The sequence below is a fragment of the Lentilactobacillus kribbianus genome (assembly GCF_013184075.1).
In the GTDB taxonomy this organism is placed as follows: domain Bacteria; phylum Bacillota; class Bacilli; order Lactobacillales; family Lactobacillaceae; genus Lentilactobacillus; species Lentilactobacillus kribbianus.
On the sequence record NZ_JABEQQ010000002.1, the window covers coordinates 209,024 to 228,079 of the forward strand.

Genomic DNA, 19,056 nt, shown 5'->3' on the forward strand with positions numbered 1-19,056 from the left:
ACCATTAGGGAGGTCTTTGTCAATGAATTACGATTATAAGATGGATGATCCAGAATTGTGGGATGCAATTGGTAATGAAGAAAAACGTCAAGAAAACACGATTGAATTAATTGCTTCTGAAAATATTGTTTCTAATGCCGTAATGGCCGCTCAAGGATCAGTGCTAACAAATAAATATGCTGAAGGTTATCCTGGCCATCGTTATTATGGCGGTTGTGAGTATATTGATATTGTTGAAAATTTAGCTATTAATCGAGCTAAGGAACTATTTAATGCTGAATATGTAAATGTTCAACCTCATTCAGGTTCTCAGGCTAATCAAGCAGTTTATGCTGCATTATTAAAGCCAGGCGAACGTATTTTAGGGATGAGCTTGGATGCTGGTGGTCATTTAACTCACGGCGCCAAAGTTAGCTCATCTGGTAAGATATACGATTCATATTCATATGGTTTGGATCCACAAACCCAATTAATCGACTATGATCAAGTAGAACAGATGGCCCTAGAAGTAAAGCCGCAAATTATTGTTGCCGGAGCTTCTGCTTACAGTAGAATTATTGATTGGCAACGTTTTAGAGAAATAGCCGATGAAGTGGGTGCTTATCTTATGGTGGATATGGCTCACATTGCTGGTCTAGTGGCCACTGGATTACATCCTAGTCCAGTGGGAATTGCTGATGTGGTTACTACTACAACCCATAAAACCTTAAGAGGTCCTCGTGGTGGCATGATTCTAGCTAAGCAAGAATTAGCTAAAAAAATAAAATCAGCCGTATTCCCTGGTAATCAAGGGGGACCATTAGAACACGTGATTGCTGGTAAAGCAGCTGCATTTTATGAAGACCTAAAACCAGATTTTAAAGAATATACTCGCCAAATTATTAAAAATGCTCAAGCGATGGCAACTGTTTTTGCTGAATCTGATTTAGTTTCTGTTTTAACTGGTGGTACTGATAATCACATGATGACACTAGATTTAACTAAGAGTGGCTTAAATGGTAAACAAGTGCAAGATTTATTGGATACAGTACACATTACAACCAATAAAGAAGCGATTCCGGCAGATCCATTGCCACCTTCGCAAACTAGTGGCCTAAGAATCGGAACTCCCGCAATCACTACGCGGGGCTTTAAAGAAACCGATGCAAAACAAGTAGCAGAATTGATTTTAATGGCTATTTCACAACCTGATGATAAGGCTAATTTGAAAAAGGTCAGTGAAGGAGTACAACGACTAGTTGAACTTCATCCAATTAACTAAAATCACCAATGAAATAAAGAATGATTGTGATACAATATATGAAGAAAATTAAAAGGAGTGAAGTTTAATGGGTAAATTTCAAGTTATGGATCATCCGTTGATTCAACACAAATTAACAATGATTCGTGATAAAAATTGTGGAACTAAAGAATTCCGGGAAGTTGTTAATGAAATTGCAACATTAATGGCATTTGAAGTTTCACGAGATATGCCTCTGGAAGATGTTGATGTTCAAACACCGGAAGGCATTGCCCATGCTAAGCAAATTTCCGGTAAAAAAGTGGCAATTGTTCCAATTTTACGTGCTGGAATCGGAATGGTAGATGGCATCTTAAACCTTATCCCCGCTGCTAAGGTTGGCCATATTGGAATGTATCGTGATGAAGAAACTTTTGAACCACACGAATATTTTGTTAAGTTACCATCTGACATTAATCAACGCCAAATTTTTGTTGTTGATCCAATGCTAGCTACTGGTGGTTCTGCCATTATGGCAATTGACGCGTTGAAAAAGCGCGGTGGTAACAATATTAAATTTGTTTGCTTAGTTGCTGCTCCTGAAGGAGTCAAAGCATTACAAGAAGCTCATCCAGATGTCGATATTTATACGGCTGCTTTAGATGAAGGCTTAAACGAGGACGGTTATATTATTCCTGGTTTAGGTGACGCCGGTGACAGATTATTTGGAACTAAATAATTTCGAAAAGATAAACCTGATAATGAGATTGGGTTTATCTTTTTTAGTTAATTTCGAAAGCGTTTTTTTGACTATTTTGAAAGCGCTTTTAATCTTTAGATAATAATGTTTGAAAAGGATTTCATTTTGCTTTGAAATTTAATTGTAATGGTGGTATTATTTAACTTGTATTGGTCGCAGGCTTTTGGACAAATACGATCGCATTAAAACGATGAAATAATAATAATCGTTTTCTGCGGAATCTAAGACTGAAAGGGGTGAGAACCTATGAGAGAACCGACTTCTACGTTTACATTTTTGGGCATGACTTTTAATGTTAGTAACATGGTTTCGATTACGCTAGCGTGTTTACTCGTATTTATTTTAGTATTCGCGTTGTCAAGACATATTACGCTTAAACCTGGTAAAGCTCAGAATGTACTAGAATATATGGTTGATTTTACTAACGGTATTATTAAATCAACTATCCCGGATGGTAAAGGAAGACAGTTAGGACTTTGGTCATTTACAATTTTCTTTTTCATCTTGATTTCAAACTTGCAAGGCTTGTTATTCCATGTGGATGTTGGCGGAGTTGTTTATGTAAAGAGTCCAACTGCTGATCCATTAGTAACAATGACATTGGCAGCAATGACGCTGTTACTCGCTCAGTTCCTGGGAGTACAACGATTAGGATATCGTAATCATTTTGGAAACTTTTTAAAGCCATTTAAGGTATTTTTCGTTATTAACTTCTTTGAAGAATTTACTAACTTGTTGACCTTAGGACTTCGTTTGTATGGGAATATTTATTCTGGTGAAATGCTTTTGGGCATGATTACTAGTGCGGCCGTTAAAGGTGGTCTAGGAACTTCGATTGCCATGTTACCCGTAGAAATGGTTTGGCAAGGCTTCTCAGTCTTTGTTGGATGTATTCAAGCTTATGTGTTTGTTACATTGTCATCTGTATACATTTCTCGAAAAATTGAAATCGAGGAATAAAAAATTTAGGAGGTTTTATATTATGGGTGTTTTTGCAACTGCTATTGTTATGATTGGTGCTGCTATTGGTGCATGTTTCGGTGATGCTATTGTTATTTCTAAGACTTTGGAAGGTATGACTCGTCAACCAGAAATGGCTGGACAATTACGTACTACAATGTTTATTGGTGTTGGTTTGGTTGAATCTATGCCAATCCTTTCCTTCGTTATCGCCTTGTTACTTATGAACAAGTAATAAAATCGAAAATTTAATGAAGGAGGTGCCAGTAGATGTTTTCGTTTTCTGTAGTTGGAGCTCAACTTTATGTTGGTGATATGGCCTATATTGCAGTCAGCTTTATTATCTTAATGTGTCTTATCAAGCTTGTTGCCTGGAAACCGGTAACGAAAATGATGAAGGATCGTTCTGATAAAATTGCAAATGATATTGATTCTGCTGAAAAATCACGAGCGGATGCTACAAAATTGGCTGAACAACGACAAACTGAACTTGCAAGTACTCGTCAAGAGGCCTCAACCATTATTAGTGAAGCTAAACAAACTGGTCAAAAACAAAGTGACAAGATTGTTGAAGATGCACAAAATAATGCTGCTAGTATGAAAGTTGCCGCTGAAAAAGATATCGAGCAACAACGACAAGAAGCTTTGGCTAACTCTAAAAAGGACGTTGCAAGCTTATCTATTGAAATTGCTTCCAAGATCATTTCAAAAGATCTAAATTCGGATGATCATAAGGCACTCGTTGATTCTTATATCGAAGGGTTGGGGAAGCATAATGAGTCAAGATAAAATTGAAACTGCCAAAAAATATGCAAGAGCTATTTTAGAAGTTTTAAAGGAAAATGGTAATTTAGATGAAGAGCGACAAGAGCTTTTCGATGTTAAATCTATTTTCGTTCAAAACCCAACGTTGGGTTCTATCCTTAGTGATGGAACTGTTAACTCTGATACGAAAAAATCTCTTTTATCACCAATTTTAGATTCCGCATCTGCGTTTACCAAACGGTTATTAGAGATAATTCGTGAGTATAACCGCTTCGATGATTTTGTTACAATTGTTGATGAGTTTGAAAAGTTTTATGAAGCTGATCAAAATATTGTGAGAGCAGAAGTTACTTCTGCTGTTGAACTTAGTCAAGATCAACAAGATCGCATTGCGGCAGCATATGCCCAACGAGTTGGAGCCAAAAAAGTTCTTATAAACGTTACAATTGATCCTAGTATTATGGGTGGCTTAATTGTTAAGTCTAATGATACTGTGATTGATGGTAGTGTTAAAAATAATATTGACAGAGTTAAAAAGCTGTTATTGAACTAACGATATCTATTAAAGAGGTGAATTTTATGAGCATTAAAGCTGAGGAAATCAGTGCTCTAATCAAGCAACAGCTGCAAGGCTATAATAATGAACTCGATGTTGAAGAAACAGGTATCGTTACATATGTCGGTGATGGTATCGCTCGTGCACACGGGCTCGAAAATGCTTTGTCGAGTGAATTGCTTGAATTTTCAAATGGTGTTTATGGAATGGCTCAAAACTTGGAAACCAACGATGTTGGTATCATGATTTTGGGTGAGGATACAGGAATTCGTGAAGGCGATACTGTTAAACGAACTGGCCGAATTATGGAAGTACCAGTTGGCGATGATTTAGTTGGACGAGTGGTTAACTCTTTGGGTCAACCAATTGATGGTAAAGGAAGTATTACCGCTGCTGATCATAAGCCAATTGAACATAAAGCTCCTGGTATCATGGCTCGTCAATCTGTTTTTGAACCATTACAAACAGGTATCAAAGCCATTGATTCATTAGTTCCAATTGGACGAGGCCAACGTGAGTTGATTATCGGTGATCGTAAGACTGGTAAAACCTCAATTGCCATTGATACTATTTTGAATCAAAAAGATCAAAATATGATTTGTATTTATGTTGCTATTGGTCAAAAGGAATCAACAGTTCGTTCTTCCGTTAGAACCCTAGAACAATATGGGGCCATGGATTACACAATTGTTGTTAATGCCGGACCATCTGAACCAGCATCATTGCTATATATTGCTCCTTATGCTGGTGCAACAATGGGTGAATATTTCATGAACAACGGCCAACATGTTTTGATTGTCTATGATGATCTTTCAAAACAAGCTGATGCTTATCGTGAACTTTCACTTATTCTTCGTCGTCCTCCTGGACGTGAAGCTTACCCTGGTGATATTTTCTATACTCATTCACGGTTGCTAGAACGGGCCGCTAAGCTAAACGATAAATTAGGTGGTGGTTCAATGACCGCCTTACCAATTGTTGAAACTCGAGCTGGTGACGTTTCTGCCTATATTCCAACTAACGTAATTTCTATTACCGATGGACAGATTTTCTTGAATGCCGATATGTTTTATTCAGGTGTTCGTCCAGCCGTTGATGCTGGTACTTCTGTTTCTCGAGTTGGTGGGGATGCTCAAATTAAGGCCATGAAGAAAGTTGCTGGGACATTGCGTTTGGACTTGGCTTCATATAAAGAATTGGAATCATTTGCTCAATTTGGTTCTGATTTGGATGCAGCTACCCAAGCTAAATTGAATCGTGGTGCTAGAACTGTTGAAGTTCTTAAGCAACCATTACATTCTCCACTTCCAGTCGAAAAACAAGTCTTAATTCTTTATTGCTTGACTCGGAAATATTTAGATAAAATTCAGCTTGATGATATCGAACAATATCAAAATGACATTTTTGATTTCTTTGATACACACCATGCTGATCTCTTAGAAGAAATCGCCAAGACTGGTAAGTTACCAGATACTGATAAACTTGATACAGCCATTGACGAATTTGCTAAGACTTTTCAGCCAAACAAAAAGGATGAAGAAGAAGCTGCATTAGGTGACTAGTAAAGGAGGACGATAGTAATGGGAGCATCGTTAAACGATGTAAAACATCGGATTACATCTACCAAGAAAACTCGGCAGATTACTAATGCGATGGAAATGGTTTCGCAATCAAAGCTAAACCAGATTCTCAAGCATACCAAGAACTATGATGAATATGCTAGTAAAGTTAAATCACTAGTTTATCATCTAGCTCAGGCTCATTTGCTAGATAATCTAACAGAGTCCTCAAGTCAAGAAGATACAGCTGAAAACAAACCTAAAAGAAGTGCATACTTGGTAATTACCTCTGATCGAGGCATGGTTGGAAGTTATAACAGTAATGTGTTACGAGAAACTAACCAGTTTATCGATCAGCATAGTAATGGTCAAGAATACCAAATTCTAGCTATTGGTGGTACCGGTTCTGATTTTTATCATAAACGTGGTGCCAATGTTAGTTATGAATATCGTGGAGTCAGCGACGTTCCTACATTTAAAGAAGTTAGTGAGATTGTCAAAACAGCAACGGAAATGTTTGATGATGGTGATTTCGATGAATTATATGTTTGTTATGAACATTACGTTAATCGGATTATGTCAACGTTCCGAGCAGAAAAAATGTTGCCAATTGATAGTGAAACCTTAGATAATAATGCATCCAAAGATATTCCAGTACATGAATTAAGTACTGACTTTGATGTAGAACCATCTAATGAAGCTGTTTTGGCTGCTATTTTGCCTCAGTATTCAGAAAGCCTCGTTTACGGAGCTATCTTGGATGCTAAGACATCTGAACATGCGTCAAGTTCAACTGCAATGAAGTCTGCTTCTGATAATGCTGACGACTTAATTGATAAGTTGGAACTACAGTATAACCGTGCGCGTCAGGCTGCGATTACTACTGAAATCACTGAAATCACTGGTGGACAAGAAGCACTTAAAAATTAGTTAAACTTTAAGATAGAGGAGTTAGCAAACATGAGTACGAGTACTGGTAAAGTTATTCAAGTTATTGGACCAGTTGTCGATGTTGAATTCTCCTTGGACGAAAAATTACCCGAAATTAATAATGCTTTAGTAATTCACGAAAACGACGATAAAGAATTAGTAGTCGAAGTTGCGTTGGAATTAGGTGATGGGGTTGTTAGAACTATTGCCATGGACGGAACTGAAGGACTACGTCGTGGAATGTCGGTTGAAAATACTGGAGCTTCAATTAGTGTTCCTGTAGGTAATGATACCTTAGGTCGAGTATTTAACGTCTTGGGGGATCCCATCGATGGTGGCCCTGATTTCGGCCCCGATGCCGAAAGATGGCCAATTCATCGTGAAGCACCAAAATACGATGAGTTGACTCCATCAACTGAAATTTTGGAAACAGGAATTAAAGTTATCGACCTACTTGAACCATATATTCGTGGTGGTAAGGTTGGGTTGTTCGGTGGTGCCGGTGTTGGTAAAACTGTTTTAATTCAAGAATTAATTCATAACATTGCACAAGGTCATAATGGTATTTCTGTCTTTACAGGTGTCGGAGAACGAACCCGTGAAGGTAACGATATGTATTATGAAATGAAAGAATCAGGCGTTTTGGAAAAAACCGCCATGGTTTATGGTCAAATGAACGAACCCCCTGGAGCTCGTATGCGAGTTGCCTTGACAGGTTTGACAATTGCGGAATACTTCCGTGATGTTGCTGGACAAGATGTGTTGTTATTTATTGATAACATTTTCCGATTCACTCAAGCCGGTTCTGAAGTTTCTGCCTTACTTGGTCGAATTCCTTCTGCCGTTGGGTATCAACCAACGTTAGCTACCGAAATGGGACAATTACAAGAACGGATTACATCAACTAATAAAGGTGCCATTACATCGATTCAGGCCGTTTATGTGCCTGCCGATGATTATACTGATCCGGCTCCTGCAACAACATTCGCCCATTTGGATGCTACAACCAACTTGGAACGTTCATTAACTCAACAAGGTATTTATCCTGCCGTTGATCCACTTGCTTCAACTTCTTCTGCCCTGGATCCACATATCGTTGGTCAAGAACATTATGAAGTGGCTACTGCGGTTCAACGTGTATTGCAACGCTACCGAGAACTTCAAGATATTATCTCAATTCTTGGGATGGATGAACTTTCTGATGAAGAAAAGACCATTGTTGGTCGTGCTCGTCGGATTCAATTCTTCTTATCACAAAACTTCTCAGTAGCTTCTCAATTTACCGGTATGCCTGGTAGTTATGTTTCTGTTGAAGACACAGTTCAAGGCTTTAAGGAAATTTTGGATGGTAAATATGATGAAATTCCTGAACAAGCTTTCCGTAATTGTGGCCCAATTTCTGACGTTTTAAAGAATGCTGAGAAATTAGAAGAAAGCACCAAAGGCTAGGAGGGAAACTAATTGGCAGATCATCCAATGATTGAGGTTAGTATCGTTACTCCAGACGGTAAAGTATACGAACATGATGCCAATTTACTTGAAGTCGCAACACAGACTGGGCCAATTGGTATTATGCTTAACCATTTACCATTAATTGCTAATTTGGAGATTGCTGAAACTCGTGTCAAATATGGGGATCAGGAAGATAGAATTGCGGTTAATGGTGGATTTATTGAGTTTATTGATAATAAAGCCATGATCGTTGCTGATAGTGCCGAAAATCAAAGTGATATTGATGTTGCTCGGGCTCAAAGTGCCAAGGAACGTTCTGAAGCTGAGATTAAAAAGGCCAAAGCAAAGCGTGATCAACAATCACTTGATCGAGCTCAAATTGCTTTGAGACGTGCTATTAACCGTATTAATGTTGCTAAAATTGATAAAGATCAATAATATTTACAAAAAAGGACTAATCAGCAGAAAGCTGATTAGTCCTTTTCACTTTTTTATTAAGACTTCCCAAAATGACTGATATATTGAACGGGCTATGTTATAGTTATCTCGTTGGAGGTGTTTACTTGAAATCAATTGGAGTTACTGCGTTAATTACACTATTAGCTTATATTATTTTTATTAGTTTGGCCTTTTGGTGTATTCAGGAATTACATATTGAAAGATACATTCCAATGAGAGCTAGACAAGGGAAATTACTTATTATTCTTTTGTCGATTTTGCTGGGATATAATGCCAGTGAATTTTTTATGTCGTTAATTGATAATATCAGAAACTTAATTTTTTTAGTTAAATAAAATACTAAATTGCAATTGTAGGAGGTCCGGATTGTGGAAAAGATTGTGGTTCACGGTGGTAATAAATTAGTTGGAACTGTACATATTGATGGTGCCAAGAACGCAGTTTTACCGATTCAAGCGGCTATGATTTTAGGCAGCGAAGGTAAAAGTGTGATTTCGAATGTTCCTTTGTTGTCAGACGTATATCTCATGAATAATGTTCTTAAATTCTTAAATGTCGACGTTGATTTTGATGAAGCCAATAATACTGTTACTTTTGATGCAACATCACAATTATCTAGTGAAGCGCCATTTGAATACGTCTCTAAAATGAGAGCATCCATCGTAGTCATGGGTCCTTTAGTCGCTCGATTGGGACATGCCAAAGTGGCCTTACCTGGTGGATGTGCGATTGGTTCACGGCCAATTGACCTACATTTAAAAGGACTTCGCGCTTTGGGAGCTCAAATTGAACAACATGCTGGTTACGTGGAAGCTAGCGCACCAAATGGTCTTTATGGTGCTGATATTTACCTTGATTTTCCAAGTGTAGGGGCTACCCAAAACATTATGATGGCGGCCACCTTGGCTAAGGGAACCACTACAATTCAAAATGTTGCTCGTGAACCAGAAATTGTTGATTTAGCTAATGTGTTAAATAAAATGGGCGCTAAAGTCGTGGGTGCTGGTACTGAACAATTAAGAATTGAGGGAGTACCAAGTATGCACGGGACTGAACATCGCGTTGTTCAGGATCGAATTGAAGCAGGGACATTTATGGTGGCTGGTGCTTTAACTAAAGGTGATATTTTTATTGATGGTGCTATCGCTGAACATAACCAACCTTTAATTGCTAAAATGCAGGAAATGGGAGTTATTGTTAACGAAACTGCTGAGGGTATTCGAATTATTGGCCCTGAACACCTCAAGCCAGTAGCAGTTAAAACCATGCCTCATCCAGGATTTCCAACTGATATGCAGCCACAAATGACTATTTTACAATTAGCTGCTGAAGGTAGTAGCTCAATGACTGAGACGGTATTTGAAAATCGGTTTATGCATTTGGAAGAATTACGCCGAATGAATGCTAAGTACAATATTTCAGGAAGAACCGTGGTTATGGAAGGTCCAACCGATTTTAGTGGTGCTGAAGTGGCTGCTACAGATTTAAGAGCTGCAGCTGCGTTAGTACTTGCCGGTTTAGTGGCCAAAGGTTATACTCAAGTTCGCAATTTGAAATATTTAGATCGTGGGTATCATAATTTCCACCAAAAACTAGCTTCATTAGGAGCAGAAATTAAGCGTATTGATGTTCCAGAAGAAACTGAAGTAGTAGTAGAAGAAAATAAAGTTGAAAAATAACGATTTAAGGCCAAGATTTTAACATCGTGGCCTTTTTATTATTGAAGATTTAATTGGTTTAAGATGTGAATATGCTATAATTATAAATTGAGATTAACGTACTTTTAGGAGGAAATTCGTAGATGGCAAGAGATATTGGAATTGATTTGGGAACAGCAAACGTACTGATTTACGTTTCTGGTAAAGGAATTGTGTTAAACGAGCCATCGGTTGTTGCGATTGATACTAAGACCGGTAAGGTGCTTGCTGTCGGAGAAGAAGCCTACAAAATGGTGGGGAGAACTCCTAGTAATATTCGCGCAATTCGTCCACTTCGTGATGGGGTTATTTCTGATTTTGATATTACTGAAGAAATGCTCACATATTTTATTAATAAATTAAATGTTAAAGGATTTATGTCACGTCCTAAAATTATGATTTGTGCCCCAACCAACGTGACTGAAATCGAACGTAATGCCATTATTCAAGCAGCAGAAAAAGCTGGTGGTGGTACTGTGTATCTTGAAGAAGAACCTAAAGTGGCTGCTGTTGGTGCAGGAATGGATATTTTCCAACCTCGTGGTAACATGGTCATTGATATGGGGGGCGGTACCAGTGATATTGCTGTTCTATCATTAGGTGATGTGGTTTCTAGTAAGTCTATTCGAGTTGCTGGTGATAAGATGAATAGCGAAATTGTGGCCTATATTAAACAAAATCACTCACTTCAAATTGGTGAACATACTGCTGAAAAAATTAAAATTGAAATTGGTACTGCCAAATTAAATGATGACAATCCACAGGAAATGGAAGTTCGTGGTCGTGATATGGTGACGGGAATGCCTAAATCTGTCACTATTACCAGTAATGAAATTGCTAGTGCTATTCATGACACCATTCAATTGATTATCGATGGAGCTAAGGAAGTATTGGAAGTGACTCCACCAGAATTAGCAGCCGATATTGTTGATCGAGGCATAATGCTTACTGGTGGTGGTGCCTTGTTAACTGGCATTGATACGGTTATGGCTGATGAATTAACTGTACCAGTTATTATTTCAGAAAACCCACTTGATAACGTTGCCAAGGGTGCGGGTGTTTTGTTAGAACAATACAATAAGCATGGTAAACCAGGGACAAAGGAAGAAAAATAGGTTTTTTGTGAAATCATTTTTTATTTTTTGGGTTAGAGGATATCAAAGGTATATTTCTCCGCTGTTTCCACCAACTTGTCGGTACTATCCTACGTGCAGTAATTATATGATTCAAGCCATTCAAAAACACGGGGCTATTAAGGGAATCATTATGGGGACGGCTAGGATTTTAAGATGCCATCCCTTTGTTAAGGGTGGTTACGATCCAGTACCGGACCATTTTTCGATTCATCGAAATAAAGAAGCAGCTGCCAAGTATCGCCGGGATATGCATTTAAAATAATAGTTGAGGTGTAGAGATAAATAATGAGTAAGGCAAAAAAGAGTATTGGGGTTCAAATTAATGAAACAAAAAATGCCACTGGACAAGCGATTTCTGAAGTAGTTATTTCGGGTAATTCAATTGGCAGTGTCAAAGAACAAGATGGTAAGTTTATCATTGAAACCACTAATGGTGAAACCTACAAAGTGGCTAATTTTGATGAAGGAATCCAAGAATTGATTAAAGCTTTTCACTTACATCACTAAGTTGAAAGGAGAAATATTTTGGAAGTTAGTCGTAGAGGAAAAGATGATGCCGAATCTAGAATTGATTGGGGAATCATTTTTTGCGTTTTGATGCTGGCCTTAATTGGTTTAGGATCAATTTATGTTGCCGCTAATCATGATTCTAGTTCCACAAGTGTGGTTAAATCAGTTATTTCGCAATTGATGTGGTATGCGATTGGGACGGTAGCAGTAGTGATTATTATGCAGTTTGATTCTGAACAGTTATGGAAAATAGCGCCTTATGCTTATGGGGCAGGTATTCTCCTTTTAGCGGCTGTGTTAATCTTTTATAGTCGTGCATATTTCGCTAATACCGGAGCTAAGAGTTGGTTTGCATTAGGACCATTTACCTTTCAACCATCAGAAGTTATGAAGCCGGCATTTATCTTAATGATGGCTAAAGTTATTGTTGAGCATAATGATTTGTACCCAGAACGAACAACTAAAAGTGATTGGATGTTACTGGGGAAGATGGCAATTTGGACTTTGCCAGTAGTTGTATTATTAAAATTACAAAATGATTTTGGTACTATGCTGGTCTTCTTTGCTATTTTAGCTGGTCTAATTTTGGTTTCTGGCATAACTTGGAAAATCATTTTACCAGCTTTTATTGGGGTAGCGACAATCGGAATTACAGCTTTATCATTGGTAGCAACCGATGGTGGACGTAAAATTTTGGAAAAAGTTGGTTTTCAAGCATATCAATTTAATCGAGTGGATACCTGGTTAAAGCCACAAGCTGATACGACCAATCAGGGTTATCAACTTTGGCAAAGTATGAAAGCGATCGGTTCTGGGAGCATTTTCGGAACTGGTTTTGATAAATCACATGTTTACGTCCCGGTTCGAGAATCTGATATGATTTTTTCTGTTATTGGAGAAAATTTTGGTTTTATTGGTAGTGCCGTATTAATTTTTCTATATTTGTTATTAATCTATCAAATGATTAAGGTAACCTTTGAAACTAGAAATGTGTTTTATGCGTATATTTCCACCGGTGTTATTATGATGATTGTTTTCCATGTATTTGAAAATATCGGTATGAGTATTGGCCTTCTGCCTCTTACGGGGATTCCTTTGCCATTTGTCAGTGCTGGTGGTTCGGCACTAGTCGGTAATATGATTGGTATAGGGTTAGTGATGTCCATGCAATATCATAATAAGAGCTACATGTTTGGCCAAGATAAAGAATTCTCTTAAAAAGACTTGACGTTATTTGTTTTTTTCAGTAGACTAAGACACAATAATTATTAAAAACAAATGAGAAGATGAGTAGAAGGTCAGACACTGTTTAGAGAGCTTGGTAAGGTGAAAGCAAGCCGGTAGAGATTTTCGAATATGGTCTTTGATGTTTTGTTTATTAATGAACTTGCAAGTAAATTAATAATGGTTGACGCTCATTATTGCGTTAATAGAGAAATTACTCTTAAGGCTGATTTTAATTAATCAGTAAATAAAGGTGGTACCGCGAGGTCTTTCGCCCTTTAGTTGTTGCAACAACTATGGGACGAAAGACCTTTTTGTTTTCCTGAGAAAGAGGTAGATTAATTGATCCAATTTGAAAATGTAGTTAAAAAATATAAAACTAAAAATGGTGTTTTAACAGCTGTAAAGGACGTTAATTTGACAATTAATGATGGTCAAATTGTTGGATTGATTGGCTTTTCAGGAGCTGGGAAAAGCACATTGGTAAGAATGTTGGCTGGATTGGAGACACCCACATCAGGCCAGATTTTGATTAATGGAACTAATCTTTCAGCATTAAAAGGATATCAATTACGCCAAAAACGACAAAAAATTGGAATGGTTTTTCAACATTTTAATTTATTATGGTCCAGAACAGTGTTACAAAATATTTTATTACCATTGGAAATTGCCGGAATAAACAAAACGCAACGGATGACTAGAGCACATGAATTAGCTAAGTTAGTGGGCTTATCAGAAAAAGAAAATGCTTACCCGGCTGAATTATCTGGTGGGCAAAAGCAACGAGTAGGTATCGCGAGAGCATTAGCCAATAATCCAGATATTTTAATTTCTGATGAAGCAACGAGTGCCTTGGATCCCGAAACTACTAATGAAATATTAGATTTACTTTTAAAAATCAACCAGGAAGTTAATATTACTATTTTACTAATTACTCATGAAATGCACGCGGTAGCGAAGGTTGGCTCACAAGTTGCGGTTATGGAAAATGGTCAAATAGTTGAAACTGGAAGTGTAACCGAAGTTTTTAAACATCCTAAAGAACAAATTACTAAACAGTTTGTTGCTGATGAACTCAATGGTAAGGTGGGGTAGACTTCAATTTCTGTGCCAGATCTATTAAGCAAGTATCCCAACGGTAAAATTGTTCGCTTAACGTTTGATGGTCCCAAAACGGAAATGCCCATTGTGTCTGATGTAATTCGTCAGTTTCCTGAAGTACAGTTAAATATTTTACAAGGAAGTATTCACCAGACTCAAAAGGGGGCAATGGGTTCTTTAGACGTTCAATTAATTGGATCCGATAAAGATGTTGCTGGTGTTATTAACGAAATTAGTCGCCTAGAAGTAGAAAGCGAGGTGTTAGGACATGTATGACGCAACTGGTATTAAGTCATATTTTCAGTTTCAAAATGTTGATTGGCATTCAATTTGGTCGGCAACTGGTGAAACAATTTGGATGACAATTGTTGCTGGCATTTTTGTTATTATTCTGGGGATCATTTTAGGTCTGTTATTATTTGAAACCAGGGACTCACCTAATTTTTTGGTTAAATTGATAAACTGGTTGGTCAGTATTTTGGTTAATGTCTTTCGTTCCATTCCATTTATTATTCTAATTGTTTTACTGTTGCCAATGACCAAAGATATTATTGGCACCATTATTGGTCCTAAGGCAGCCATTCCTTCTTTAGTTATTAGTGCCGCACCGTTTTACGCTCGAATAGTAGAGTCTAATTTACGTGATGTGAGTACTGGGGTAATTGAAGCAGCGGAATCTATGGGAGCATCAAAATTAGAAATTATCGGTAAAGTTTTATTACCAGAAAGTAAACCAGCGCTAATTTCTGGAGCCACTGTAACGTTAATTTCGTTAATTTCTTATTCGGCAATGGCAGGAGCAATTGGGGCTGGTGGATTAGGAAACTTAGCCTATCAAGATGGTTTTCAATCGAACAATAACACGGTGACCTTAGTAGCAACTATTGTGATCGTTTTAATCGTTTTTGTAGTTCAGTTGAGTGGTGATTGGTGGTCCAAATTAGTGGATCATCGAGAAAAATAATGGAGGACAAAAACATGAAAAAACAAATTTGGGATATTTTGAGCTTAATAGCATTATCAATAGGACTAGCTGGTTGTGGTAATTCCAAAAATAGTAAAGAAAACACTCTAACGGTAGGAGCTTCTAATGTGCCACATGCTCAAATTTTAAAGCATATTCAGCCGGAGTTAAAAAAAGAAGGTATCAATTTAAAAATTGTTACTTTTCAAGATTATGTAATGCCTAATAAAGCGTTAGCTAACAAGGAATTAGATGCTAATTATTTTCAACATGCTCCTTTTTTAGATAATTGGAACCATGCTAATCATGGTGATTTAGTGAACGTAGGTAAAATTCATTTAGAACCAATTGGCATTTACTCTAAAAAAGTGAAAAACCTAAAAGATCTTAAAAATAATTCAACTGTCTTAGTAAGTAATAATACAGCCGATTATGGTCGAGTTTTGCAATTGTTTAAAGATGCGGGCCTAATTACCATTAAAAAGGGTGTTAACATTACCGCAGCCACTTTTGATGATATTGCTACTAATCCGAAATATTTGAAATTTAAACATAATTTAGAGCCAAAATTAATGCCTCAATTTTATCAAAATGGTGAGGGTGATGCGGTAGTCATTAATTCTAACTATGCTGTTCAAGCTGGATTAGATCCTCGTAAAGACGCCATCTCGTTAGAAAAAGATACCTCTCCATATGCTAATATTATTGCGGTTAGAAAAGCAGATCGCAATCAACCAGCAATTAAGAAATTGGTTCAAGTATTGAAATCTAAATCAACCCAAAAATGGATCAATAACAAGTATAAAGGTGCAGTGATTCCAGTAAAATCTGATAAATAAGCAAAAAGGAAAAGAATTCCTTCTTTTCCTTTTTTTATTGACAAAAATGTTATCGACTAATATAGTTAGTTACATGAGTGATTAACCAGTAGCGAATTGATTGATAGATAAGGGAGGTTTAACAGCCTTGGAGTTTAACTTTAATAGTTCTGAACCAATTTATCGGCAAGTGGCAGATCAGATCAGAGAAGCCATTTTGACGGGGAGTTTTGCTGAAGAAACTCAAATTCCTTCAACCACCGAGGTGTCCAAACAATTTCATATTAATCCGGCAACGGTGTTAAAAGGAATGAATTTATTGGTGGATGTAGGATTAATTGAAAAGAAACGAGGACTAGGAATGTTCGTGACTGCTGGCGCAAAGAACCGAATTAAGCAGCAAAAACGAGATAATTTTTATGATGATAAAGTAGCCAAATTAGTCAAAGAAGCAATTAATTTGGGAATTTCTGCTGAAGATCTCAATCAAATGATTCAACGGGGGTATGAATAATGAGTGTATTAGACATTAATCACGTTGGTAAAAAATTTGGCGACAAAGTAGTATTAAGAGACATTAATTTAAGATTATCCGAAAATAAAATATATGGAGTATTAGGGCGCAACGGAGCTGGTAAAAGTACCTTATTAAATATCATGACCAATCGAATTTTTCCTTCTAACGGTAAAATTACTATTGATGGTGAACCGGTTGATAATAATGATGCTCAATTGAGTAAGATGTACTTGATGAGTGAAATTAATTTATATCGTGATAGTGATCGGTTGAGTAAAATTATTGATGATACTGAAATGCTTTATGGCAATATTGATCGGGAATTAGTAAACGATTTAGCCACTAAATTCAATTTGGATTTAGCACAAAAATTTGGTAAGTTATCTACGGGTTATCGAAGTATTTTTAAATTAATTATAGCAATGTCTTTACCAGTAGAATACGTTTTGTTAGATGAACCGGTGTTGGGACTAGATGCTAACCACCGCGAATTATTTTATTCAGTTTTGTTGGAATCCTTTAGTCAACGACCACGAACATTTGTAATTTCCACCCATTTAATTGAAGAAATAACTAATATCATTAGTGATGTCATTGTCATTAATCAAGGTGAAGTGGTCTTAAATGATTCTGTGGAAAATGTTACGGCAAAGGCGGTGGCTGTGGTTGGTCCTACAAGTGCTGTAGATCAATACATAATGGGATTACATGTAATTGGGCATGAAAATATTGGTCAATTAAAAGCTAGCTATGTTTTTGATGAGTTACCAGATGATCGACAAATACCTGATACAGTAACGATTACACCATTAGATTTACAAAAATTATTTATTAATTTAACTGATTACACGGGAGGTGCTAAGGATGAAAACTAACCGGGTAACTAAATATTTATTTAAAAAACAATTTCAATACTTATTAATGGCTTATGCTATTTTCTTCATTGTAAATACGGTCTGGCCGCTGTTATTAGCTTTAGGAAGTGGTACATTACGATACTATTCACTTTCTAATGAATTGGGCAATACGTCATACTTCTTTTTTGTGACGACCTTTGCGATTGCTTATTTGTCTTCAGCTACTTACGAAAATTATAAGTTTTTAATCCAAAATGGTATTTCTCGTAATACTTTTTTTAGAGGTCAAATTCAGACTACGGGATTATTAATTTTAATTGGTTCTCTAGTTAATGAAATTGATTATTGGTTAATTATTGTTCCTATAAAAGGCCAAGATAGCATTTACACTAGTTTGTACCGTTATTTTATTAGTAATCAAATTTTTAACGGTCTTTTTGAAACTGTACTTAGAATTTTAACTTCAACAGCAGTTATCGTTTCATTAATGGCGTTTGGCAGTATCTTATCCTTACTTTCTAAACGAGCTCAACGAATAACACTAATTGCCATTCCCATTATCTTAGTGGTAGGCGCAGTTTTTATGATTAGATTATTTATAACAACTCATTTACAAGTAACTTGGCTAGAAGATGTCTTTACTTTTATTATTGGTTATAGTAAAGAAGCCGGACGATTCAATCCTATTCCTTTGGTAGTGACCGAGGTATTATGGAGTGGCTTTATGCTTTTTATCACTAAAATTTTCTTTAATAAAAAACAATTAAAACGAGAATAAAAAAGTGCGTATCGCTAATTACGATACGCACTTTTATTTGAGCACCAACTATTTAACTAAATGACGGTAAAAATTGGCGTTAGCAGCGTCCTTGTAAGGAATTACCCAAATTAAGCCAATGCCAAAAGTAATAAGACCGAGTAAATACCAACCAATAAAACTTAATTGTAAAAGAAATAAATCCATTTTGTGACCGTTCATTAATTTTCTGCTTTCAGTAATACAATCTAAAAAACTAATATCAGGATTAGACTGAATGCGATCCTTGTAGATAAAAAAGGCCATCGAATATGAATAGCTTTTGATAATCCCAGGAATAAGAAAAAGAAGTCCCCATAAAAAGGTTAAAATCATTTTGATCAAATAAATTGCTAAAGTAGAAGTAAAATATTTACGTGAAAAAGTTTGTAATCCAGAGGTGATGGGGTTATTAACTGGCTGATTAGTACGTAACCAATCTAAAAAGGAATATTGGACTCCTACGGTGGCAAATGTAATAATAGCATTAAACAAGAAGAGAATTACGCCATTAGTGCCAGTGTATTGGTTAATTAAGTTAGCAGTGACATCATTATCGGTGATTTGACCAGGGGTGTTAATGAGTGAAAATAAAATATTAAGTAAATAAAAGCCCAGACAAATTTTGATAGCGATTGACCAACGATTTTCGAATAGTTGGCGAACCTCATTTTTTAATTGTGAAAACGGTACGTTGTTCATTTAATCCCTCCAATAATTTAATAACTTTAGTTTACCATACATTAAATTTCAATCCTAAAATTGGCTTGGTAGCT

At 36.5% G+C, this 19,056-nt stretch carries 22 protein-coding genes, 1 pseudogene and 1 other annotated feature; of the genes and pseudogenes, 22 read left to right on the forward strand and 1 reads right to left on the reverse strand.

The features are described from left to right. Positions 1 to 22: 22 nt before the first annotated feature. The 22 genes and pseudogenes from glyA (at position 23) to HII32_RS05880 (ending at position 18,262) form a co-directional block, all read left to right on the forward strand. A complete protein-coding gene (gene glyA / locus HII32_RS05775) occupies positions 23 to 1,261 on the forward strand; it encodes a serine hydroxymethyltransferase (RefSeq protein WP_172189247.1) in 1,239 nt (412 codons plus the stop codon). A gap of 67 nt (positions 1,262 to 1,328) precedes the next feature. Further along, positions 1,329 to 1,958, forward strand: coding sequence for a uracil phosphoribosyltransferase (upp, locus tag HII32_RS05780; protein WP_172189249.1), 630 nt, complete (start codon positions 1,329 to 1,331; stop codon positions 1,956 to 1,958). Positions 1,959 to 2,225: 267 nt separating this feature from the next. After that, positions 2,226 to 2,939, forward strand: coding sequence for a F0F1 ATP synthase subunit A (atpB, locus tag HII32_RS05785; protein WP_172189251.1), 714 nt, complete (start codon positions 2,226 to 2,228; stop codon positions 2,937 to 2,939). A 22-nt stretch (positions 2,940 to 2,961) separates the two neighbouring features. Next, entirely contained in the window at positions 2,962 to 3,174 is a 213-nt protein-coding gene (atpE, locus tag HII32_RS05790) for a F0F1 ATP synthase subunit C (RefSeq protein ID WP_172189253.1), read from the forward strand. A 35-nt stretch (positions 3,175 to 3,209) separates the two neighbouring features. After that, the gene (atpF, locus tag HII32_RS05795; protein WP_172189255.1) at positions 3,210 to 3,728 is read left to right on the forward strand and encodes a F0F1 ATP synthase subunit B; all 519 of its coding nucleotides are present in this window, start codon (positions 3,210 to 3,212) and stop codon (positions 3,726 to 3,728) included. After that, on the forward strand, positions 3,715 to 4,257 hold the full coding sequence (atpH, locus tag HII32_RS05800; RefSeq protein WP_172189257.1) for an ATP synthase F1 subunit delta: 543 nt from the start codon (positions 3,715 to 3,717) through the stop codon (positions 4,255 to 4,257). The genes atpF and atpH overlap by 14 nt, the downstream gene beginning before the upstream one ends. Positions 4,258 to 4,283: 26 nt before the next feature. Continuing rightward, complete coding sequence (gene atpA / locus HII32_RS05805; protein WP_172189259.1) at positions 4,284 to 5,822, forward strand: F0F1 ATP synthase subunit alpha; 1,539 nt, start codon at positions 4,284 to 4,286, stop codon at positions 5,820 to 5,822. Between the two features lie 18 nt (positions 5,823 to 5,840). Further along, the gene (locus HII32_RS05810; RefSeq protein ID WP_172189261.1) at positions 5,841 to 6,749 is read left to right on the forward strand and encodes a F0F1 ATP synthase subunit gamma; all 909 of its coding nucleotides are present in this window, start codon (positions 5,841 to 5,843) and stop codon (positions 6,747 to 6,749) included. A gap of 30 nt (positions 6,750 to 6,779) precedes the next feature. Continuing rightward, positions 6,780 to 8,198, forward strand: coding sequence for a F0F1 ATP synthase subunit beta (atpD, locus tag HII32_RS05815; RefSeq protein WP_172189263.1), 1,419 nt, complete (start codon positions 6,780 to 6,782; stop codon positions 8,196 to 8,198). Between the two features lie 12 nt (positions 8,199 to 8,210). Next, positions 8,211 to 8,639, forward strand: a complete 429-nt coding sequence (locus HII32_RS05820) for a F0F1 ATP synthase subunit epsilon (protein ID WP_172189265.1) — start codon at positions 8,211 to 8,213, stop codon at positions 8,637 to 8,639. A gap of 125 nt (positions 8,640 to 8,764) precedes the next feature. Then, entirely contained in the window at positions 8,765 to 8,995 is a 231-nt protein-coding gene (locus tag HII32_RS05825; protein ID WP_172189267.1) for a DUF1146 family protein, read from the forward strand. Between the two features lie 33 nt (positions 8,996 to 9,028). Next, positions 9,029 to 10,339 carry a UDP-N-acetylglucosamine 1-carboxyvinyltransferase gene (murA, locus tag HII32_RS05830; RefSeq protein WP_172189269.1) on the forward strand — a complete coding sequence of 437 codons (1,311 nt, stop codon included), beginning with the start codon at positions 9,029 to 9,031 and terminating at the stop codon, positions 10,337 to 10,339. Positions 10,340 to 10,461: 122 nt separating this feature from the next. Next, complete coding sequence (mreB, locus tag HII32_RS05835; protein WP_172189271.1) at positions 10,462 to 11,472, forward strand: rod shape-determining protein; 1,011 nt, start codon at positions 10,462 to 10,464, stop codon at positions 11,470 to 11,472. After that, entirely contained in the window at positions 11,441 to 11,755 is a 315-nt protein-coding gene (yidD, locus tag HII32_RS05840; RefSeq protein ID WP_216655655.1) for a membrane protein insertion efficiency factor YidD, read from the forward strand. The genes mreB and yidD overlap by 32 nt, the downstream gene beginning before the upstream one ends. A gap of 23 nt (positions 11,756 to 11,778) precedes the next feature. Beyond that, entirely contained in the window at positions 11,779 to 12,000 is a 222-nt protein-coding gene (locus HII32_RS05845; RefSeq protein WP_172189275.1) for a DUF2969 domain-containing protein, read from the forward strand. Positions 12,001 to 12,018: 18 nt separating this feature from the next. Next, complete coding sequence (locus HII32_RS05850) at positions 12,019 to 13,221, forward strand: FtsW/RodA/SpoVE family cell cycle protein (protein ID WP_172189277.1); 1,203 nt, start codon at positions 12,019 to 12,021, stop codon at positions 13,219 to 13,221. A 51-nt stretch (positions 13,222 to 13,272) separates the two neighbouring features. Continuing rightward, positions 13,273 to 13,509, forward strand: a binding site (T-box leader). Between the two features lie 60 nt (positions 13,510 to 13,569). Next, positions 13,570 to 14,604, forward strand: a pseudogene (locus HII32_RS05855) (methionine ABC transporter ATP-binding protein). After that, the gene (locus HII32_RS05860) at positions 14,597 to 15,292 is read left to right on the forward strand and encodes a methionine ABC transporter permease (protein ID WP_172189279.1); all 696 of its coding nucleotides are present in this window, start codon (positions 14,597 to 14,599) and stop codon (positions 15,290 to 15,292) included. The pseudogene HII32_RS05855 and the gene HII32_RS05860 overlap by 8 nt, the downstream one beginning before the upstream one ends. A gap of 14 nt (positions 15,293 to 15,306) precedes the next feature. Continuing rightward, positions 15,307 to 16,131, forward strand: a complete 825-nt coding sequence (locus tag HII32_RS05865) for a MetQ/NlpA family ABC transporter substrate-binding protein (RefSeq protein WP_172189281.1) — start codon at positions 15,307 to 15,309, stop codon at positions 16,129 to 16,131. A gap of 127 nt (positions 16,132 to 16,258) precedes the next feature. Next, complete coding sequence (locus tag HII32_RS05870) at positions 16,259 to 16,624, forward strand: GntR family transcriptional regulator (protein ID WP_172189283.1); 366 nt, start codon at positions 16,259 to 16,261, stop codon at positions 16,622 to 16,624. Further along, positions 16,624 to 17,502, forward strand: coding sequence for an ATP-binding cassette domain-containing protein (locus HII32_RS05875; protein WP_172189285.1), 879 nt, complete (start codon positions 16,624 to 16,626; stop codon positions 17,500 to 17,502). The genes HII32_RS05870 and HII32_RS05875 overlap by 1 nt, the downstream gene beginning before the upstream one ends. Next, entirely contained in the window at positions 17,492 to 18,262 is a 771-nt protein-coding gene (locus tag HII32_RS05880) for an ABC transporter permease (protein WP_172189287.1), read from the forward strand. Before HII32_RS05875 ends, HII32_RS05880 begins: the two co-directional genes overlap by 11 nt. A gap of 48 nt (positions 18,263 to 18,310) precedes the next feature. Here the strand turns inward: HII32_RS05880 and HII32_RS05885 are convergent, their stop codons facing one another. Further along, positions 18,311 to 18,982: a DUF975 family protein gene (locus HII32_RS05885; RefSeq protein WP_172189289.1), complete on the reverse strand. Its 672-nt coding sequence runs from the start codon at positions 18,980 to 18,982 to the stop codon at positions 18,311 to 18,313. Between the last annotated feature and the right edge of the window lie 74 nt (positions 18,983 to 19,056).